A 17,940-nucleotide genomic window follows, 5' to 3' on the forward strand; every position below is an offset into this window, starting at 1 on the left:
ATAATGATTGAAATTAAAGTTTCTGATCCTGTATTTAGATTTCTCGGTGGACATTTCCACCAAGATATAGAGTCTCCGGAAAATGCACTTGATGAATATTTAAATGAAGCATCACAAAAACTAAAAGAAAGAGATTTAATAGCACTAACTGAGTTTGTAAATAGTGATTATCCAGAAGAAGACAAGAATGAATTTATAGAGGAAGCAGCGGATGGCATATACTTTCCTGAAGATGATATAACTCCATTAGAATGGCTTAAGCAAGTCACTGAACAAATTAAAAAACACCTTAAAACAACATAGTTAGAAAAGGAGCCCTCTCATAAGAAGGGCTTCTTTTATTAATTTCAATTTCACTTCTAGCTTCGCTTTCGTTTTTAGTCCGTAAATGCCGTATGTCTTCAAAACATACATGGACTGAACCGTTCGACCGCATTTTTGATGAAAGATAAATTGAAGTGGTATAAACTGCAGAAAAGGAGGGTAATAAAAAAACCCATAATAATGGACTTAATCATGCTAACATGCTACTAATATCTTCTCTTCCAAGAAGTTTATATAAAGGTCTTAATTTATATTCTTCTAATCTCATTTTATTTTTACCATCTCTCTGATGAACAAAAAGTCGCTAAACCATATCGGCTGTATTAGATGTAGAGATGTATATTAATAAAGATGGGTCAATAGCTACCGCATATCCTTTATATAAAAACAAGGGAATGATTGAATTTATTATGGAATATTCATTTGAATGTAAAAGAGACCATTTAGGATACTTACGAGTAGTTCTCCCCGCAGAGTTAGAATACTTTTCTGATTTCATTGAAGACATTGTTTCGGTAGCTGAAGCTGATGAATACTTGAAAATGATTCAAGATGTATTGGATGGTTCGTCTGAAGAATATGAGATTCAACTAAATACAACCATTGCATATATAAAAGAAGATCAAACAGTCATAGAACACCTTTATACAGAAAATGGAGACAGAAAATTTCAAAAAACTCATACTCGACTGGAGAGACAAGATCCGCCAAAGGTATAAGAGTGATGATTGAAACTTTAGGTCCCTTGAAATTCAAGGGACCTTTTTATTACTTTAATACTACTTCAAGTTTCACTTTATTTTCGATCCGCAGTTACTATCTGAAGAACTCATTAGGAACCGTCTGACGCATTTTCGGTTTTCAGTGCATAAATAGCTATCAACACCATATCCTTGCCCTTCTTATCTGAATAATGTAAACCTCTAGAGCGTTTGAATAAAAAGTAAAAAACCCTTGTCACCCAAGACTTCATAAGATTTAGTTTCCTGATTGATATTTGTTGTTTCTAAGTAGTTTAAAATATTCGTGTGACTCCATGGTGATACAAAAAGACCTGCTGCTCGTCAATTTGACTCTTCGCCTATTTCATATGTTAAGGGAGACTGGCAGGTCTTCGACCATCTGCTGTTCACCGAAATTATCGGTAATCAATTCGTATCTGCTCATCTTTCGGAATTTCCGAGAATCATTTTAGAATTAATCCTCCCATTTTGAGAGAAACAAATTATGCATTTGAATTAGTTCGTGACAAATTGTCACAATTAAACGATACCGTTTGGTCATCCAAATTTTGTACGAGCTCTATACTTACTCATCGGAAACCTAAAGAATGGACTTTTCCGTTTTTCTAAAATATCCAGGAGACAATTTGTCCGTTTGCTCTATGGTTTGAAAGATTACTTCGATTCTTTTGACACCTTAAAAATTGTTTATTATTCTTTATTGTGGTAAAATAATGCTTGGTTTTCTTTGGATGTTAATCAATTAGTATACATGACTTTAAGTAATGATTTCTATTCTCTTTTCAACATAGAAAACAAATTGTTATGATTTGGAGGCATTTAAATTTGAAGAAAATACTTTTAGTTGTTCAACTTGGATTGTCTTTTCTGATCTTTCTATCTTTAATTGCTGTGAATTGGTATCAAGGAAGTGAACTTGCTTCAGATATATTCGAGTGGAACTATACAGCTAAGTTCTCCAAACTCTTTAATGGGGTTGATAAAATCACCAGCCCAGATCAAATTTCTCAATTGGATTTTTTCATTTACTCTGCTAAACACTATCCAGTGGTTACCACTTTAATGATATGTTCATTTATTTATGTTCTGATATCACTCTTCTTCTTATTAAAAACATTGAAAAACAAATAGATAATATATGACATATGTGGTATAATTTACTCATAATAACTACATATGGAGGTAAAAACATTGAAAAAAGCTTTATTTTTAACATTCTTTGTCGGTTTGTTGATTTTTGGCTCTCTAACCCCTATTTCTGCTAGTGCAGAAGAATCAAAAGGAACTAACACCCCAGCTTTAACTCAAGTAGAGTATTATGATGCAAACAATAAACTTGTAAGTGTAGAGAGCTATACGGAAGAAAAGCAAGCTTCAAGCACACCTTCTACAAAATTCTTTTCATTGGCTGCATCCAAAAAAGGTGTTTCGTATTATGATTTTGGTAAGACGACCTTCTCAAACTATATTTGGGTAAAAGGTGGATACGCCTTCAAAAACCCTGGTGCTATGTCTATAGAATTAAATAATAGACCAAAACAATTTGAAGTAAGAATGTATGCTTCTAATAAAAAAACTTACATTGGTAAAGGTGTAGCTAAGAATGCATCTGGGTGGGTTCCATTTGATTGGAGATCACTTAGAAAAAAAGGAAGTTCATACACTTTTAAACTAGTGAGCGCCGCCAATTCTGGAAAAATCACTGTAAACAATGGAACTCTTGAATACAATGTTAACTAAATTAAAGTGGTTGAGAAGAAGCAGGTAATACTTGCTTCTTCTTTTATTGGCTAAGATTATTATTTTTAAAACCTCATAAACTCCCCTAATACTCATTCAGCAGCGTTCTTCTTTTCGCTTGGTTGTAGATCAAGTCGTACCTTATTCTCGCTTGTCTTTGTTGGGATATTGTTAATGTCTTATTTCCCATCATCTTGAGAAACATTTTTAATTGTTCTTGCTCCTTTTTGGTTACAGTCACTTTCAATCGCTCTCCATTCATCGTTAAAACTTTTGTTATTTGTCTTGACTTTTCTTTTGATCTTTTGCTTGATTGGTTGAGACTGTGGACAACGGCTGGGCAAGTTGTCTGCCTGAATTTGCTTGTAAAAAAATAAACTCCGGCAGGCGGCTGAAACTTGATTGTATATCCACTTGTGATATCCGTGTGTTCACCCTATTTGCCGTTGGTTATTCTCCAAACAAGCCTACTGTGTCAAGTGTCCCTAACAGGTTCTCAAAGCTCAAATTTGAGCCCTGATACTAGTGGCTTATCCTGCACCGTCAGAAACGATACACCCATCCTTCGTCAGCACTTAATGACAGCTTTCGCCTTTCAGATGCATGTGAAAATAGTTAAACTCAGAAGGCATCCCGTCCTCATTTATTTGCGTCGGCTGAGTCTCAAGTTTTACGTGTGTTAGCGCATTCCACGGCAGTCTGATCCCGAAAAAAGGCATCACTAAAGACAACACCTTAATTCAGGAGTATAGACTGACTGTATTTAGTTTTAAGGGTCTCGCAAAATGCTAACCCCTTGATAATAATCCGATCTAGTGAGTAATACGACGCATGCAGAGTTGGGGACGCCGCCCAAAGAAACTGCTCTGAATCTAACTCTCGAAGCTAAAAAGCCGTTTGATGAATCTTTTCAAGAAGAATACGTTAAATTTTTAAGAGTACATCCCCAATTAATAAGAAGGAATACTTTCTTACAGTGTTATTTTATTTTTGAATCTTGCCTTAATAATTATTGTAATCTCAGATCGCAAAGTCTAGAGTTAAATCATAGCTATAGGTCTAGTGAAAAATGTATCTGGAATAGAGAAAGCACAAAGATTTCTAGTTAAATATATAAAAATAAAAGAACCCTTTAACTCTATGGAATGGAAAGAAATTAAAGCATATAATTTAATTAGAAATTCACTTGTTCACAATAATGGCTATATCGTTAAATCAAAGTTACAAACTATTCCTCCTGGCTTCCAATTAACAAACTTTGAAGGCTCGAAACAAAAGGTCACTCTAGATAAAAGATTTGTTAGTAATATTTACAGCACATATCTCTCATTTAAAAAAATTAGAGGAACAGTAAACGTTTTAAAAGGGGTTACAATATATGTTTAAATCTAAATCGATTAGCAGTTTCATTTTTTTATCAGAACTAGATAAGCTTGAAGATCTCTACATAGAACAAGAAGAGCATAACGAAAAGTCTTTATTGTCTTGGGAGGTATTTCTCGAAAGTAATACAGAGGGATTTACTGATGAAGAAATATATGAGTTTGTAGAATGGTATAGCGCTGATTACCTAAAGTACAGTAATGACTATCCTCAGGTAATAAGAAAAACAATTTTTTTACAGACTTATTTTAGTTTTGAGGGTTATTTGAACAACCTTTGTTCTGATTATAAGAAAAAACTTGACACAGACTTAGATTATAAGGATATGAGAGGTCAAGGGATAGAAAGAGCTAAACTTTATTTAACTAAGGTTTGTAACGTTACAATACCTTTTCTAACTGATGAATGGAAATTAATTAAGTCATATAATATGCTAAGAAATGCATTGGTTCACAACAATAGCATAATAGATAAGTCTAATCTAAAAACCATTCCTAAAGGTGTTGCTTTAAATTCATATTCTGAGGAAAAGATCAGTACTAACTATTATCTAGAATTAGAAAAAGAGTTTTTAGATGATGCATTCTTAACTTATAGAGCATTTAGCATTATTATTGAGCAGCAGTAAACAAATGCTGCTCTACTCCCCATCCTCTATTAGTGGCATCTTACAAGGCAAACAAAAAGAGGAATCACATTAAATTGTGACTCCTCTTTTTTGTGACTCAGTGTGACACGAGTAAGTGTCCAACACACTGAAACCCTAGATGATTCCGACTGGGCTCGAACCAGCGACCTCTACCCTGTCAAGGTAGCGCTCTCCCAGCTGAGCTACGGAATCATGATATGTATGTGTTGCTGGGTATGTTGTTGTCTCTCTGACATTTATAATTATATATCCTGCTCAGCCGTTCGTCAACACTTTTTTTATCTAAAATAAAAAAAGGGCGCGTCGCAAAAATTGGCGCCGCTCTTTTCATTTATAATCTGACTCCGGCGGGGGCGATTTTTTTCAGCGCCTGTTCGAAGTCGCGTTCTAAATCTTCGGCGTTTTCGACTCCGACGCTCAGGCGCAGAAGGCCGTCTGTGATGCCGCGTTTTTCCCTTTCCGCTTGCGGCATGGCGGCATGCGACATGGTTGCAGGGTATGAGAGAATGGATTCAACGGCGCCGAGGCTGACCGCAAATACCGGAAGAGATACATGTTCGACCAACTTTTTGACGGCTTCTTTGCTTTCCAGTTCAAAGGACAGGACGGCGCCCGCTCCGGTTGCTTGCCGTTTATGGGTATCGGCTCCCGGGTGTCCGGCAAGGCCGGGATAGTAAACGTTTTTGACGGCGGGGTGCCCGTCAAAAAAGGCAGCCAGCCGTTCAGCCGTCCGGCTCGCTTTTTCCAGTCTGACCTGCAATGTTTTTAAGCCTCTCAATACGAGCCAGCAGTCCTGAACGCCGAGCACCGCTCCAAACGAGTTTTGCAGCTTATACAGCTGATTGCCGAGCTCTTCATCCTTGACGGCGGCAAGGCCTGACAGCACATCACTGTGACCGCTTAAAAATTTCGTCGCGCTGTGAAGCACGATATCTACGCCGAGATCAAGCGGCCGCTGCAGTGCAGGTGTCATGAAAGTGTTGTCAAGGTATGTCAGACAGCCGTGTTCTTTTGCCAGCTCGACGACGGCTTTTATGTCCGTAATGCCGAGCGTCGGGTTTGACGGTGTTTCCATATAGATGGCTTTCGTATTCGGCCGGATGGCACGGGCGACAGCTTCTGTGTCCGTCATATCGACAAAGGTGTGTTCGATTCCGAAACGGGACAGCACTTCTGTCACCATGCGGAATGTTCCGCCGTACACATCCTCCGTGACAAGAACATGGTCGCCTTGGGATAAGAGCAGAAACGCCGTCGAAATCGCCGCCATTCCGGAGCTGAAAGCAAAACCTCTCGTTCCGCCTTCAAGACCTGCGATCGTTTCTTCAAGCGCTGTTCTTGTCGGTGTGCCGGAGCGGCTGTAATCATATGTCCCGAATTCTTCAAAGGAAGACTGATGAAATGTGGAAGCATGCTGAATCGGCACGCTGACGGCTCCGGTAGCTCCGTCAGTTTTAAATGGATTGTGCACGAGCTGGGTTTCCAGCGTCCAATTTTGATTACTCATACGACACGGCCCCCTCTTTTACTTTCTGTAATGCCTGCTTTACATCCCGCTTCAAATCTTCTGCATGTTCAATTCCCACTGAAAATCTCAGCAGGCGGTTGCAGACGCCGTTTGCGATACGGATATCTTCCGGAATGTCCATGTGCGTCTGTGTCGCGGGGTATGTAATAAAGCTTTCCACCCCGCCGAGACTTTCTGCGAAACAGATCGTTTTCAGCGCCTTTAAAAATGGATTGACCCATTCCTCTTTTTGCAGCCGGAAAGACAGCATTCCGCCTTTTCCGGGATATAACACGTCGGCGATTTCTTCTTCCTGTTCTAAAAATGCTGCAAGTTCACGGGCGTTTTCTTCATGACGCCGCATTCTGAGCCCGAGTGTTTTCATCCCTCTCATTAAAAGCCACGAATCAAACGGCGGGAGAACGGCTCCGATCGCATTTTGGTGATTAAACATGATGTCGCCGAGTTCTTCATCCTTTACGACAGCAAGACCGGCAAGGAGATCATTGTGCCCGCCTAAATATTTTGTGGCGCTGTGAATGACGATATCGGCTCCCAGTTCAAGCGGGCGCTGGATAACCGGGGTATAAAACGTATTATCGACAATCAAAAGCAGGGCGGCTTCTTTCGTAATCCGGGCGATTTTTTCAATGTCCGCCTCCTGCATTAACGGGTTTGTCGGCGTTTCAACAAATACCGCTTTCGTGTTTTCCGTTAATTTGGAGCGTAAACAGTCTTCATCGCTGAAATCATCGTAAATAAAGCTTAAGCCGTATTTTCTCCATTCATTTTCAAACAAACGGTATGTGCCTCCGTATAAATCGGAGGATACAATCAATTCATCCCCGCTTTTAAATAAAGCCATAATCGTTTGAATGGCTGCCATTCCCGAGCTGAAAGCAAAGCCTCTCGCACCGTTTTCCAACACGGCGATAGCGTCTTCAACGAGCTGGCGTGTCGGGTTTTTCGTGCGCACGTAATCAAAACCTGTAGATTCTCCTATTCCTCTATGCCGGTAAGCGGTGGACAGATAAATCGGCGGACTGACCGTTCCTGTTGCTTCTTCGCTTCTATTTCCAATTTGGGCTAATTTTGTTTCAACATGCTGCGTCATCAGTAAGCACCATCCTTTTCAAAAATAAAAAAGCTCCCTCTTCATAAGAAGAAGGAGCTTTTCTCTTCCTCTTATCTTCCAAGCATGTGAATCGCTTGCTGGATTTAGCACCTTGGCACTTTGCCTTCCCGCGGCAAAGCAAACCGGTTGCTGAGGTTTCAAAGGGCCAGTCCCTCCACCTCTCGTGATAAGAATATTGTTTTGTATTTTCTGATTGTTCTATATTAACGCACTATAAAATGGATTTCAACAACTTTTTAATTTTCTGAACTCTCGCAAGAAGTGCACCTGAAGAAAGAAATTTCTAATAATTCATGGTACAATAGGGAAAAACCATCAAGACAAGAAGCGGCCTGGAGGAATGCGAAGTGGCACCGAAAACCGGAATCATTCATGAGAAAAAACTTTTCTCTCATGAGCTTGAAGAAGAAATGACCGTTTTGGTCTACCTGCCCAACACTTACTCCCCCCTGTATAAATATCATACGGTCATCGCCCAGGACGGCCATGATTATTTCAGATTAGGGAGAATCGGGCGGCAGGCGGAGGAGCTCATGGCAAAAGGGGAAATTGACCGCTGCATCATTATCGGCGTCCCATATAAAAATGTGCGGGAGCGAAGAAACACATACCATCCCGAAGGCTCTAAGTTCGCCTCATATAAACGGTTTATCGCAAATGAGCTCGTCCCTTTTATCGACAAAGAATACCCGACTTATCAAGTCGGATACGGACGCACCATGATCGGGGATTCCCTCGGCGGAACCGTCTCGCTCATGACGGCGATTGACTATCCGAACATGTTTGGAAACGTCATCATGCAGTCTCCGTATGTTGACGGGCACGTGCTGGATGCCGTCCGGCAGTCGGAAGACCTCAAACAGATATCCGTTTATCATCAAATCGGAGAAAAAGAAACCGATGTCCATACGACGGACGGCCAGGTGCTTGATTTCACCGCGCCGAACGAAGAGCTCAAACAGCTGCTGGAAAGCAAACAGTCTGAATACACGTATGAAACCTTTGACGGGGATCATAAATGGACATACTGGCAGCCGCTCATCACGCCGGCGCTGAAAAAAATGCTGTAACCATTCATTAAGGAGGGAACTTTCATGAAATACGGTATTGTTTTATTTCCATCAAAAAAATTACAGGATCTCGCAAATTCGTACCGGAAACGCTACGACCCGAGCTACGCGCTCATACCGCCGCATCTGACGGTAAGAGATCCGTTTGAAGCGACAGAACAGGAAATCGAGCAGATCGTATCACAGCTGAGACAGACGGCGAAAGAGTCGCACCCGCTCGTTCTGAAGATCACAAAATACAGCTCGTTTTCTCCTGTGAATAATGTGATATATATGAAAGCGGAGCCGACGGAAGAATTAAAAACCCTGAGTGAGAAATGCTATTCAGGAGCATTATCCGGTAAGCCGGAATACAGCTTCGTTCCGCATGTCACGGTCGGCCAGAAGCTGTCGTCAGATGAACATTCCGACGTACTCGGACAGCTGAAAATGCAGGACATTTCCCACGAAGAAGTCATTGACCGTTTTCACCTGCTCTATCAGCTGGATAACGGCTCATGGACTGTGTACGAAACATTTTTATTAGGCGGAGGAGAATAACTGTTTGGAAGCCATCGTTGCAAAAACTGAAAAACATCTGAACGACGCTTTTTTCGTCAGAAAAGAGGTCTTTGTTAAAGAGCAGCACGTTCCGGAAGAAGAGGAAATTGATCAATTCGAAGACGCCTCAGAGCATATTGTCATTTATGACGGCGGTCAGCCGGTCGGAGCCGGCAGATGGCGCTTGAAAGACGGGCGCGGAAAATTAGAGCGCATCTGCGTGATGAAAAGCCACCGCTCTCTCGGTGTCGGAGCCATCATTATGCAGGCGCTTGAAAAAGCGGCGGCCGCCCAGGGCGCCGGCAGCTTTTTCCTACATGCGCAGACGCAGGCGGTTCCGTTTTATGAAAAACAAGGGTACCGCGTCACATCCGGCGAAGAATTTCTTGATGCCGGCATCCCCCACCTGGAAATGATAAAGGAACACAAACGATAAAATCAAAAGCACTCCTGTTGATATGGCAGGAGTGCTTTTTTTATGAAAATATTACTTTTTCATGAATTTTATTGCATTTTATGGAAGGTTAATGTATGTTTAGTATACGAAGTATTACAATTCATACAAAAAATACAATTCACACAACGGAGGGATACACATGACAGCACCTAAAGGAAAGCATATATTCGGGACCGTTAAAGTTGGCACAAAAGGCCAGATTGTCATTCCTAAAGAAGCAAGAGATGTTTTTGATATAAATCCCGGGGACTCACTGCTTATGCTCGGGGATGACCAGCAGGGTATCGCACTTGTAAAACAAGAACTCTTTTTCGAATTTGCAAAAGATATTTTAAACGCAAAGCCAATCGATGCAGATGGCGAGGATGAGTAAATGCACGCGATTGAGCTGAAGCAATTAACGAAACATTATAAAGAAACCGCCGCCGTTGACCGTCTTGATTTTTCAGTTGAAAAAGGAGAATTTTTCGCTTTACTCGGTGAGAACGGAGCCGGAAAAACGACATTAATCAGCATGCTCTGCGGCCTACTTTCTCCGGATGAAGGTGATGCATCAGTGCTCGGCTTCAGCATTTTGACTGATTTGGATAAAATTAAACCGAAAATGAATATATCTCCGCAGGAAACAGCCATTGCCCCTCATTTAACCGTACGGGAAAACTTAGAGTTTATAGCCGGAGTCTACGGAATTCCGAAAAAAGAAGGAAAAAAAAGAACGGATGAGATGCTCGAATTGTTTCAATTAAAAGAGAGAGAAAGAGCAAAAACAAAAACATTATCAGGCGGAATGCAGCGCCGGCTCAGCATCGCCATGGGCATGATTACAAAGCCGGATATTTATTTCTTAGATGAGCCGACATTAGGGCTGGACGTCCGTTCACGCCGCGAGTTGTGGAAAAATCTTGAGGCATTAAAGGGGGACATGACGATTATTTTAACGACACACTATTTAGAAGAGGCCGAAGCCCTGGCAGACCGTATTTGCATTTTAGAAAATGGGACATTAAAAGCACTGGGTACGGCGGAGGCTCTGAAAAAGCAAACTCATTCAGCCACATTTGAGGATGCCTTTTTAGCGATTTGTGACGGGGAGGCGGGTCTTTATGCTTGATTTCGCCATACGCAACCGAAAAGAGATTTTTCGTGATCCCCTATCTATCATCCTTGGAATCGCACTGCCTGTTATTCTATTGTTTCTGTTTACGGCGATTGAGAAAAATGCGCCGCTTGACACCTTTAAAGTCCAGCATTTAGCACCCGGACTCATTGTTTTCAGCTTTGCTTTCCTTACGATGTTCTCTGCATTGCTGATCGCAAAAGACAAACAGACCGCCCTTCTGACCCGTTTGTTTGCTTCCCCTTTAAAAACAGCAGATTATGTCATCGGTTATGCACTGCCGATGCTGCCGTTAGCCGTTTTACAAATTGTCATTTGTTTTACCGCAGCAGCGGCTGCCGGTTTGTCAGCCGAATGGATCAATCTTCTCGCCGGTATCGCTGTACTGTTGCCGATTGCGATGATGTCCGTTTTCTTCGGTTTATGTTTAGGTGCTGTGTTTACGGACAAACAAATTTCGGGTATCGGAACGATTTATATAACACTCGTGCAATTTCTGGGCGGAGCTTGGATGGATGTCAATCTGCTCGGTGAGACGTTCAAACATATCGCTTATGCCTTGCCGTTTGTCCACTCGATCGAGCTGGCTCAGGAAGTCATATCCGGAGATTATTCTTCATTTCATCAGCATGTTTGGCCGATAGCGGGATATGCCGTTTTGGCGCTTGCACTTGCTTTCCTTTGTTTTATGAAAATCAGGAAGAGATAAAAAAAGCCGGCACTCCGTAATGGGAGCGCCGGTCTTCTTTATTGCTTTTCTTTCAGGAGACTTATCGTATGAGGCAGCAGACGGTCATCTCCCGGGCTGCCATGGCCCGGAACGACAATACTGATATCTTGATATCTTTTCATCACTTTGATATTTTCCGGGTTTTTTCACACGTATTGATTAATCAATCGGCCTTTTCCCATAATTTGCGGCAGACGGGAAAGAGAGCGCTTACGTTTTTCCTCATGTACGTTCTTTTCTGCGTCTGCGGTGTTTTCCTGGCGGCGCTCCAACTCTCTGTACAGCCTGTCATTGGCGAGGGCGGCCGCTTTCGTAATGCCGGCGTAATCAGGCCTATAACCCGCTGTCCGGTTTGCGTATTGAGTATACTGCTGGTTTTGAATCCGTCCTGCATAAATCATATGTACCCCTCCCCTTCGCTTTTCATTTCCCTTAATCTTACTTTTTGAAACGCGGTTCTTTTGTTATGATATTCTTTGTCTATCAAATGGATGAACACCTTTTAATGGGAGGACCCCTTTTTGAAATGCGCCCGACTGAATAACCGAACGATACATTTACATACATATTCTAGAGAACATTACCAATTCCTTTTTGAAGAAGCTCAGAAAGGAAATATTTTTTGCGCACATTGTGGCCAGCCCGTCTTCATGCGGCTTTCGATTTTAGAGCAGCCGGCGTTTTATCACCGGCAAAAGGGAGACTTTACCGCCTGTGAAAAAGCATGCGCGGCCAAGGAGCCAAAAGCGGAGAAGGAAAAGGAAGAGTATAAGGAAGCCGGCATGTTCCGCCTGCCGAAAGGAAAAGCGATTTCAGAGAATCCGAAACCGATCGTCTCAGAATGGAAAAGCCCGAAAAAAGTGCCTGCAGCCGAGCCGTTTTCCCCAACATCTGAAGCGGCTGATACATCGCTGTTTCCCGGTATCGGCCTGAACCGTGAACAGATGCGGGCAGTCACAGAAACCGACGGGCCCCTGCTGGTGCTCGCCGGAGCGGGAAGCGGAAAAACGAGAGTGCTGACAGCCCGCGCCGCCCATATGATTGAACATCTCGGCATTTCACCTGAGAACATGCTGCTTGTGACCTTTACGACAAAAGCCGTCGCCGAAATGAAAGAGCGGATGGCGACTGAGTACGGGCTGGCAGCCGGCAAAGTCTCCCGCCTCGTGACGGGAACATTCCACAGCTTTTTCTATAAAATACTCTATCATTTTGATTCTTCAAAATGGAACGGCAGCCAGCTTCTAAAAATGGAATGGCAGAGAGAGCAATATGTGAAAAAGGCGCTCTATGAAGAACATTTGGACGAAAAAGAGTTTCCCGTCGACCAGGCGCTTCAGCTTATCGGCTGCTGGAAAAACACGTACCTCCCCCATGAGACAATCCCGCTTGCGGATGACTGGGAGAAAAAAGTATACAGGCTCTATGAACATTATGAACGGCAAAAGCGGGAAAATCGGCAGTTTGATTTTGATGACATGGCTCAAGGCTGTTATGAGCTGTTAAAAAGCCGGCCTGATATTCTCGCACAGTATCAAAACAGATTTTCTCATATTTTGATTGATGAGTTTCAAGATATTAATCCTGTACAGTATAAAATTATGCAGCTGATCGCAAGCCCTGAGAATAACCTGTGCTGCGTGGGGGATGACGACCAATCCATTTATGCGTTCCGCGGAAGCAGCCCGTCTTTCATCCTTGATTTTCAGAAAGACTATCCGGCAGCAACAACCATTTACTTAACGGCAAATTACCGCTCGCCGCACCCGATCGTCTCAAGCGCTCATACCGTCGTAAAGAAAAATAAAAAACGGTATGAAAAAACACTTTCTGCCGTCAAAGACGGCGCTCATGATCCCGTGATGTTTTATCCTTACGATGAGGAAGAAGAAGCGACCATGATCGTTTCGGATATAAAAGAGAAAATTCAAAACGGGGCGAGCCCTGGCGATTTTGCCGTGCTTTACCGGACAAACAGCGCCGGGCGGGCCATTTATGAAAGACTGCATCAATCATCAATCCCTTACCATGCCGACAGGGGCGTGCAGACGTTTTACAGCCGCAGAATCGTCCGGCAGATCCTCGCCTACTTATACGCGAGCCAGAACGAGGATGATACGGATGCAGTGAAAGATCTGCTTCCGGCCTTATTTTTAAAGCAATCCGCCCTGCAAACGCTAAAGGCGCTGTCAATCACAGAAGATTGCACGATGATTAAGGCGCTGACGAAACTGCCTGACCTGAAGCCGTTTCAAATAGGGAAAATCAAGCAGATCGTTCCGTTTTTCGCCAGCATCCGGACAATGAAGCCCGTTGAAGCCATCACCTTCGCCGAAAGCAAAATGGGCTTTTCCGAGTATTTAAAAAAACGGGGCAATGAAGGAAACAAGCTGGAAAAAGGCTCTGATGATCTCCGGGACGTCAAAGTGGCCGCCAAAAAATTTAAAACCATTCCGGATTTTCTTGCGCATGTCGATCATATGCGCGCCGCCGAGAATCTGAAAACCGATGAAAACGGCGTCGACCTGATGACCATTCACCGCTCAAAAGGTCTTGAATTCAATACGGTCTATATTTTAGGGGCGGCTGACGGCTCGATCCCCCATGACTTCGCGCTTGAGACGGCGAGACAGGGTGATCCCGCTCCGCTCGAAGAAGAAAGACGGCTTCTGTACGTCGCAATGACAAGGGCCATGCAGCATTTATATGTATCATGTCCCGCGAACAGACGGGGGAAAACAGCGCGCAGTTCAAGATTTCTCGAGCCCCTTCTTCGGATGGACAGACGGAGCGCATTCAGAATATAAAGAACCCGGCAGATCACTGCCGGGTTCTTCTCACATAAAAAGGCCTTCAATAAGGCCGGCTGACGCCTATTTTTTGTCCATCATTTTAGAAATGGTGCCAAAATCAAGTTTCTCTTTACCGCTTGTAATCGATTGGACGATTTTGTCTTCCAATTCTTTCGGTACACGTTTGTTAGCCAGCTGGGATACCTTCTGAATGACACCTCTCACCGTGTTTTCATCTTTGAAATTTGCATTTTGCAATGATCCCGCGAGGTTCATGACATCCTTCATGCTGACGCCTGTTTTCTTCTCAATATTTTTAAAAAATTGATTATCCATGTTGTGCCTCCTTTTTGTGGAGTAATACGATATTGTATGAACTAAGGGCGGAACATGTGCCCGTAAGACAACGGAAAAATTCCGCTACCCCGTTTTCATACGCCTTCATACATCAGGCAAGCACGGGACTGAATGGTCCCGCGCTTATCCTGGGTCTAGCTAAGGTTTAGCCGAAAAAGGATGCACCGACAATGATCAAGAGGATGAACAATACGACAACAAGAACAAATGTTGAGCCGTATCCGCCGCCTCCGACATAGCCGCCACCGTATCCGCCGCAGCCGCCGTAGCCGCCTCCGTATCCGCCATATCCGAATCCCATACTTAAGCACCTCCTTTACTCTCTATACTCTATGTGATGAGACTTGTTTGGCTTGGATAAATGCATAGGGCCGGTGCGGATTTCATTTCATTTTATTGAGAATGCTCATTTTTCTTCAGTTTTGCTTCGGTTTCAGCGGCAAACGCATCTATCCATTCCTCGAAGCGCAAACCGGCTTTATCAAACTCTGACAGCTGCTTTTCAATAGATAAGATATGTTTGTTATGCTCCCGCTGATTTTGATTGTGTCTGCGGTATTTTCCATTGATCAACGATTCAAATATATTCATAACAACCCCTCCTCCTATGATCTATGCGGAACAGGGACCGGTGTTCGGCAAAAAACAAAAAAACCGGAATCCCCGGTTTTTTTTAGAAAACGGCTATCTCGGTTTTTTCTTTTGGCCGCAGCCGCAGCCTTTCTTTTTAATTTTTTTTTCGTAAGGCTGATACTCAGTGGATTTGTATGGAGTGTTTTGGGAAGGTTTGCTTGATTGATTCATGTTGATCCTTCCTTTCCTTATGTCATATATACCATTTTATGCAGAAAATAATGGTAAGTTGCTGATGGAACCGCCTTATTCCTGGAGAAGACGCGAAACCGCAGCTTCAATGATCCCCGCCGCGCCGGCTATGGCTAACAGCAAAATCAGCCATTGCGCAGCCTCAGGAATCACAATCTGCGCCGCAATTAAAAAGGCGGCGCACCATACGCCCGTACACCAGTAACAGCTGAGCAGTTCTCCGATAAAAGCCCTGATGCCTTTGCCTTTTATGACAATATAGGTTTCTGTCGTGCCGTCTGGTGCGGTTTCTGTTTTTTCCTCGTGAAAAAGGCTCCGGAGCGGCGCCATTATGGTGTCAAATACGAAAAGCCTGGCCAGCCGAAAAACGGCAAACGATAACAGAATAAATGAAAGCCAATTGATAACCACCTGTTCACTCCTTTTTAAAACTTGACCTCTTAATATATATGCGAAAACCCTGTTCTTCATGAATCGCACCTTGTCCGGGAAAAAAATAGGTGCGGTTTAGTTGTTTTTCTTATTCCGCTCGGCGTTTCATTTGCATTATATAAAGTATGAATGAGAAAGGAGTGAAGGTTATGTCGTTTGAAGAAAATGTTGAAACACTGCAACCGCAAATATTCGAACAATTATCCAACGAATTCGAGCAGAAGATCGAAGTGATTGATTGCGAAAATGTCACAGTAGATACAACACATATAACGGCCGCTCTTTCTATACAAGCCTCAGTTACTGCGGCGATTATCCTCGCGACACAGCTCGTGATAGCAGATGAAGACACAGCCGACCAAATGGTAACCGAACTGCTGATCCTGGATGATTGCCAAATAAAAAAGAGGACCGTCATTCAAGTTCTGAACAGCCGCAATGTCAAAATCACACTGGCAGCAGACGATATCATGGCCTTTGTACAAATTTTGTTTCAATTATTAAATATACTTTTTGCTGAACTAGACATCCTTTAACTCTTTCTATTCAAATTTTTAAAATTAGAGGTGAGAACAAATGGCAGATAACGAAAAATTAAAAAAAGAACTCGAAAATCTACCAGAAGTGGATCCGCTTTTAAAAGTGCTTGTCAGCAATGTCTTCAAAAAACACGGCGTGACAAAGGACAAAATGCGGGAAATACCTGATGAAGAAAAAGAAATGCTGATCGCATTAGTCAAAGACATGCAGGCAAAAACAGAAGCTTTTCTTGAAAGCCAGAAACAGAAAAAAGAGCAGGAAAAAGCACAAGAACAGCAGACAACTCCGCAAACCCGCAGAGAACAATTAATCGAACAGCTCCGGCAAAGACGCCAAAATCCCGGTCAATAACTAAAAAATAGTGATTTTTATCAGGATATATGCCTGAGTCAAAGTAAGGGGCCGGCTCATTTAATAATAGTAAAAGAAAAGGAGGAATAGATATGGAAAGCAGACCATACTCTTGGGTTGCACTTGATCCTGAATGCGAACATCCGCGAGAAGAAAAAGAAGAAAAAGAAGGCAGAAGATGCAGTGTTTGCTGTAACGGAAACGGATTCGGCGAAGATAACGCCTTCCTTGACCAAGACCTGGCCCAGGCGAACATCAACAAACAAGTTTCTGAAGAAGCGATTATTATCAGAGACTCTTGTGATATTAATGTGACGTCAACAGACGTTCAAGCAGTCGCTTCAGTCATGACAGCAATTAATGCAGCAGTCGTAACAGCTACTCTCACTTCAATCGCTGACGGAGTCATCGCTGAATTGGTCGCACAAGACTTACTGCAGCTGACAGCCAACAAACAAATCAACCGCCAAAAACTGCTCATCGAAAACTCCCGCGGCGTAAACGTGACAACAGTAGATGCCGATATCGCAGTGTTGATCTCAACAGCGACAAATTTACTGATTGCTGTCTTAGTCATCACCCTCGTCCTCTAAAAAGAAAAGCAGAGCTAAAAAACGCTCTGCTTTTTCTTATTTTCTCCGCATATGATGAATATATAGACGTTCACCCACACCAAGTGAGGCTCGCGTACATATGTTGTTAAAGACAAAAGTCAAATACCCTAAAAGAAGGAGCTGAAATCCATGAGCTGCGGAAAACACCATGGCCGAGATGAAAATTGTGTATGCGATGCAGTCGAGAAGATTTTAGCAGAACAAGAGGCTGTTGAAGAACAATGCCCGACTGGATGCTATACCAATCTGTTAAGCCCGACAGTTACCGGTAAAGATACCATCCCGTTTCTCTTGTTTGATAAAAAAGGCGGTTTGTTCTCCACATTCGGGAACGTCGGAGGATTTGCGGATGACAGCCAGTGTTTCGAGTCTATTTTCTTCCGGGCAGAAAGAGTTTGCGATTGCTGCGCGACGCTTTCCATATTGCGCCCCGTAGATGTGCACGGCGACACCCTCAGCGTCTGCCATCCTTGTGATCCGGATTTCTTCGGTTTAGAAAAAACAGATTTTTGCATTGAAGTTGATCTGAGCTGCTTCAGCGCCATTCAATGCCTTTCACCCGAACTTGTCGACCGGCCTGCGCCGCACAAAGAGAAAAAGCATCACGGATAGTCATTGATTCGCATCTTTTCTA

General features: G+C 42.9%; 23 protein-coding genes, 1 tRNA gene, 1 pseudogene and 1 riboswitch. Of the genes and pseudogenes, 16 read left to right on the forward strand and 9 right to left on the reverse strand.

The window, feature by feature from the left end:
- The first annotated feature begins 3 nt into the window (after window positions 1-3).
- The 5 genes from AUL54_RS04625 (at window position 4) to AUL54_RS04650 (ending at window position 4,818) form a co-directional block, all read left to right on the forward strand.
- Entirely contained in the window at window positions 4-303 is a 300-nt protein-coding gene (locus tag AUL54_RS04625) for a contact-dependent growth inhibition system immunity protein (protein ID WP_060963056.1), read from the forward strand.
- A gap of 356 nt (window positions 304-659) precedes the next feature.
- The gene (locus AUL54_RS04630; RefSeq protein WP_420913145.1) at window positions 660-1,043 is read left to right on the forward strand and encodes a tRNA-Val4; all 384 of its coding nucleotides are present in this window, start codon (window positions 660-662) and stop codon (window positions 1,041-1,043) included.
- Between the two features lie 849 nt (window positions 1,044-1,892).
- Window positions 1,893-2,198: a YjdJ family protein gene (locus AUL54_RS04635; RefSeq protein ID WP_017417551.1), complete on the forward strand. Its 306-nt coding sequence runs from the start codon at window positions 1,893-1,895 to the stop codon at window positions 2,196-2,198.
- A gap of 60 nt (window positions 2,199-2,258) precedes the next feature.
- Complete coding sequence (locus tag AUL54_RS04640) at window positions 2,259-2,807, forward strand: hypothetical protein (RefSeq protein WP_060963057.1); 549 nt, start codon at window positions 2,259-2,261, stop codon at window positions 2,805-2,807.
- Window positions 2,808-4,185: 1,378 nt separating this feature from the next.
- A complete protein-coding gene (locus tag AUL54_RS04650) occupies window positions 4,186-4,818 on the forward strand; it encodes a hypothetical protein (RefSeq protein WP_060963059.1) in 633 nt (210 codons plus the stop codon).
- 140 nt (window positions 4,819-4,958) lie between these two features.
- Here AUL54_RS04650 and AUL54_RS04655 read toward each other — a convergent pair.
- The 3 genes from AUL54_RS04655 to AUL54_RS04665 form a co-directional block, all read right to left on the reverse strand.
- A tRNA-Val gene (locus tag AUL54_RS04655) sits at window positions 4,959-5,031 on the reverse strand.
- A 139-nt stretch (window positions 5,032-5,170) separates the two neighbouring features.
- On the reverse strand, window positions 5,171-6,346 hold the full coding sequence (gene metC, locus AUL54_RS04660) for a cystathionine beta-lyase (protein WP_060963060.1): 1,176 nt from the start codon (window positions 6,344-6,346) through the stop codon (window positions 5,171-5,173).
- Window positions 6,339-7,460, reverse strand: a complete 1,122-nt coding sequence (locus AUL54_RS04665) for a methionine biosynthesis PLP-dependent protein (RefSeq protein ID WP_060963061.1) — start codon at window positions 7,458-7,460, stop codon at window positions 6,339-6,341. Before AUL54_RS04665 ends, metC begins: the two co-directional genes overlap by 8 nt.
- A gap of 68 nt (window positions 7,461-7,528) precedes the next feature.
- Window positions 7,529-7,654: riboswitch (SAM riboswitch) on the reverse strand.
- Window positions 7,655-7,828: 174 nt separating this feature from the next.
- Here AUL54_RS04665 and AUL54_RS04670 point away from each other — a divergent pair.
- The 6 genes from AUL54_RS04670 (at window position 7,829) to AUL54_RS04695 (ending at window position 11,374) form a co-directional block, all read left to right on the forward strand.
- Entirely contained in the window at window positions 7,829-8,551 is a 723-nt protein-coding gene (locus tag AUL54_RS04670) for an esterase family protein (RefSeq protein WP_060963062.1), read from the forward strand.
- Window positions 8,552-8,575: 24 nt separating this feature from the next.
- Window positions 8,576-9,091, forward strand: coding sequence for a YjcG family protein (locus AUL54_RS04675; RefSeq protein WP_016938190.1), 516 nt, complete (start codon window positions 8,576-8,578; stop codon window positions 9,089-9,091).
- Window positions 9,092-9,095: 4 nt separating this feature from the next.
- On the forward strand, window positions 9,096-9,527 hold the full coding sequence (locus tag AUL54_RS04680) for a GNAT family N-acetyltransferase (RefSeq protein ID WP_060963063.1): 432 nt from the start codon (window positions 9,096-9,098) through the stop codon (window positions 9,525-9,527).
- A 160-nt stretch (window positions 9,528-9,687) separates the two neighbouring features.
- On the forward strand, window positions 9,688-9,921 hold the full coding sequence (locus AUL54_RS04685; RefSeq protein WP_060963064.1) for an AbrB/MazE/SpoVT family DNA-binding domain-containing protein: 234 nt from the start codon (window positions 9,688-9,690) through the stop codon (window positions 9,919-9,921).
- Entirely contained in the window at window positions 9,922-10,659 is a 738-nt protein-coding gene (locus AUL54_RS04690; protein ID WP_060963065.1) for an ABC transporter ATP-binding protein, read from the forward strand.
- The gene (locus tag AUL54_RS04695) at window positions 10,652-11,374 is read left to right on the forward strand and encodes an ABC transporter permease (RefSeq protein ID WP_060963066.1); all 723 of its coding nucleotides are present in this window, start codon (window positions 10,652-10,654) and stop codon (window positions 11,372-11,374) included. The genes AUL54_RS04690 and AUL54_RS04695 overlap by 8 nt, the downstream gene beginning before the upstream one ends.
- A 38-nt stretch (window positions 11,375-11,412) precedes the next feature.
- Here AUL54_RS04695 and AUL54_RS21105 read toward each other — a convergent pair.
- Together AUL54_RS21105 and AUL54_RS04700 are read right to left on the reverse strand one after the other, a co-directional pair.
- Window positions 11,413-11,520, reverse strand: a pseudogene (locus AUL54_RS21105) (subclass B1 metallo-beta-lactamase); the annotation flags it as partial.
- 21 nt (window positions 11,521-11,541) lie between these two features.
- Window positions 11,542-11,796: a hypothetical protein gene (locus AUL54_RS04700; RefSeq protein ID WP_060963067.1), complete on the reverse strand. Its 255-nt coding sequence runs from the start codon at window positions 11,794-11,796 to the stop codon at window positions 11,542-11,544.
- 120 nt (window positions 11,797-11,916) lie between these two features.
- On the opposite strand from AUL54_RS04700, the gene AUL54_RS04705 reads away from it, so the two are divergent.
- A complete protein-coding gene (locus tag AUL54_RS04705; RefSeq protein WP_060963068.1) occupies window positions 11,917-14,202 on the forward strand; it encodes an ATP-dependent helicase in 2,286 nt (761 codons plus the stop codon).
- A gap of 66 nt (window positions 14,203-14,268) precedes the next feature.
- On the opposite strand, the gene AUL54_RS04710 is transcribed toward AUL54_RS04705, so the two are convergent.
- From AUL54_RS04710 to AUL54_RS04725, 4 genes are all read right to left on the reverse strand, one after another.
- The gene (locus AUL54_RS04710) at window positions 14,269-14,523 is read right to left on the reverse strand and encodes a sporulation-specific transcription regulator SpoVIF (protein WP_016938198.1); all 255 of its coding nucleotides are present in this window, start codon (window positions 14,521-14,523) and stop codon (window positions 14,269-14,271) included.
- A 166-nt stretch (window positions 14,524-14,689) separates the two neighbouring features.
- Complete coding sequence (locus AUL54_RS04715) at window positions 14,690-14,845, reverse strand: YjcZ family sporulation protein (RefSeq protein ID WP_060963069.1); 156 nt, start codon at window positions 14,843-14,845, stop codon at window positions 14,690-14,692.
- A 92-nt stretch (window positions 14,846-14,937) separates the two neighbouring features.
- Window positions 14,938-15,135: a hypothetical protein gene (locus AUL54_RS04720; RefSeq protein WP_060963070.1), complete on the reverse strand. Its 198-nt coding sequence runs from the start codon at window positions 15,133-15,135 to the stop codon at window positions 14,938-14,940.
- Window positions 15,136-15,423: 288 nt separating this feature from the next.
- Window positions 15,424-15,780 (reverse strand): DUF1360 domain-containing protein, encoded by a 357-nt coding sequence (locus AUL54_RS04725; protein WP_015388440.1) that lies wholly within the window; start codon window positions 15,778-15,780, stop codon window positions 15,424-15,426.
- A 170-nt stretch (window positions 15,781-15,950) separates the two neighbouring features.
- Here AUL54_RS04725 and AUL54_RS04730 point away from each other — a divergent pair, with 170 nt between their 5' ends.
- The 4 genes from AUL54_RS04730 to cotY all read left to right on the forward strand — a co-directional run bounded on the left by AUL54_RS04730 (window position 15,951) and on the right by cotY (window position 17,918).
- A complete protein-coding gene (locus AUL54_RS04730) occupies window positions 15,951-16,337 on the forward strand; it encodes a spore coat protein (RefSeq protein WP_060963071.1) in 387 nt (128 codons plus the stop codon).
- A 40-nt stretch (window positions 16,338-16,377) separates the two neighbouring features.
- A complete protein-coding gene (locus AUL54_RS04735) occupies window positions 16,378-16,692 on the forward strand; it encodes a hypothetical protein (protein ID WP_060963072.1) in 315 nt (104 codons plus the stop codon).
- Window positions 16,693-16,784: 92 nt separating this feature from the next.
- Window positions 16,785-17,285, forward strand: a complete 501-nt coding sequence (locus AUL54_RS04740) for a spore coat protein (RefSeq protein ID WP_017417463.1) — start codon at window positions 16,785-16,787, stop codon at window positions 17,283-17,285.
- Between the two features lie 150 nt (window positions 17,286-17,435).
- On the forward strand, window positions 17,436-17,918 hold the full coding sequence (gene cotY / locus AUL54_RS04745; protein WP_047478023.1) for a spore coat protein CotY: 483 nt from the start codon (window positions 17,436-17,438) through the stop codon (window positions 17,916-17,918).
- Window positions 17,919-17,940: the final 22 nt, after the last annotated feature.

It is taken from the genome of Bacillus sp. SDLI1, from assembly GCF_001553895.1.
Lineage (GTDB): Bacteria > Bacillota > Bacilli > Bacillales > Bacillaceae > Bacillus > Bacillus siamensis.

Excerpts from the sequence above, each read along its gene's own strand:
- AUL54_RS04625 (WP_060963056.1), top strand. The coding sequence starts at position 4 with ATGATTGAAATTAAAGTTTCTGATCCTGTATTTAGATTTCTCGGTGGA.
- AUL54_RS04630 (WP_420913145.1), top strand. The coding sequence starts at position 660 with ATGTATATTAATAAAGATGGGTCAATAGCTACCGCATATCCTTTATAT.
- AUL54_RS04650 (WP_060963059.1), top strand. The coding sequence starts at position 4,186 with ATGTTTAAATCTAAATCGATTAGCAGTTTCATTTTTTTATCAGAACTA.
- metC (WP_060963060.1), bottom strand. The coding sequence starts at position 6,346 with ATGAGTAATCAAAATTGGACGCTGGAAACCCAGCTCGTGCACAATCCA.
- AUL54_RS04665 (WP_060963061.1), bottom strand. The coding sequence starts at position 7,460 with ATGACGCAGCATGTTGAAACAAAATTAGCCCAAATTGGAAATAGAAGC.
- AUL54_RS04675 (WP_016938190.1), top strand. The coding sequence starts at position 8,576 with ATGAAATACGGTATTGTTTTATTTCCATCAAAAAAATTACAGGATCTC.
- AUL54_RS04685 (WP_060963064.1), top strand. The coding sequence starts at position 9,688 with ATGACAGCACCTAAAGGAAAGCATATATTCGGGACCGTTAAAGTTGGC.
- AUL54_RS04690 (WP_060963065.1), top strand. The coding sequence starts at position 9,922 with ATGCACGCGATTGAGCTGAAGCAATTAACGAAACATTATAAAGAAACC.
- AUL54_RS04695 (WP_060963066.1), top strand. The coding sequence starts at position 10,652 with ATGCTTGATTTCGCCATACGCAACCGAAAAGAGATTTTTCGTGATCCC.
- AUL54_RS04700 (WP_060963067.1), bottom strand. The coding sequence starts at position 11,796 with ATGATTTATGCAGGACGGATTCAAAACCAGCAGTATACTCAATACGCA.
- AUL54_RS04710 (WP_016938198.1), bottom strand. The coding sequence starts at position 14,523 with ATGGATAATCAATTTTTTAAAAATATTGAGAAGAAAACAGGCGTCAGC.
- AUL54_RS04715 (WP_060963069.1), bottom strand. The coding sequence starts at position 14,845 with ATGGGATTCGGATATGGCGGATACGGAGGCGGCTACGGCGGCTGCGGC.
- AUL54_RS04720 (WP_060963070.1), bottom strand. The coding sequence starts at position 15,135 with ATGAATATATTTGAATCGTTGATCAATGGAAAATACCGCAGACACAAT.
- AUL54_RS04730 (WP_060963071.1), top strand. The coding sequence starts at position 15,951 with ATGTCGTTTGAAGAAAATGTTGAAACACTGCAACCGCAAATATTCGAA.
- AUL54_RS04735 (WP_060963072.1), top strand. The coding sequence starts at position 16,378 with ATGGCAGATAACGAAAAATTAAAAAAAGAACTCGAAAATCTACCAGAA.
- AUL54_RS04740 (WP_017417463.1), top strand. The coding sequence starts at position 16,785 with ATGGAAAGCAGACCATACTCTTGGGTTGCACTTGATCCTGAATGCGAA.
- cotY (WP_047478023.1), top strand. The coding sequence starts at position 17,436 with ATGAGCTGCGGAAAACACCATGGCCGAGATGAAAATTGTGTATGCGAT.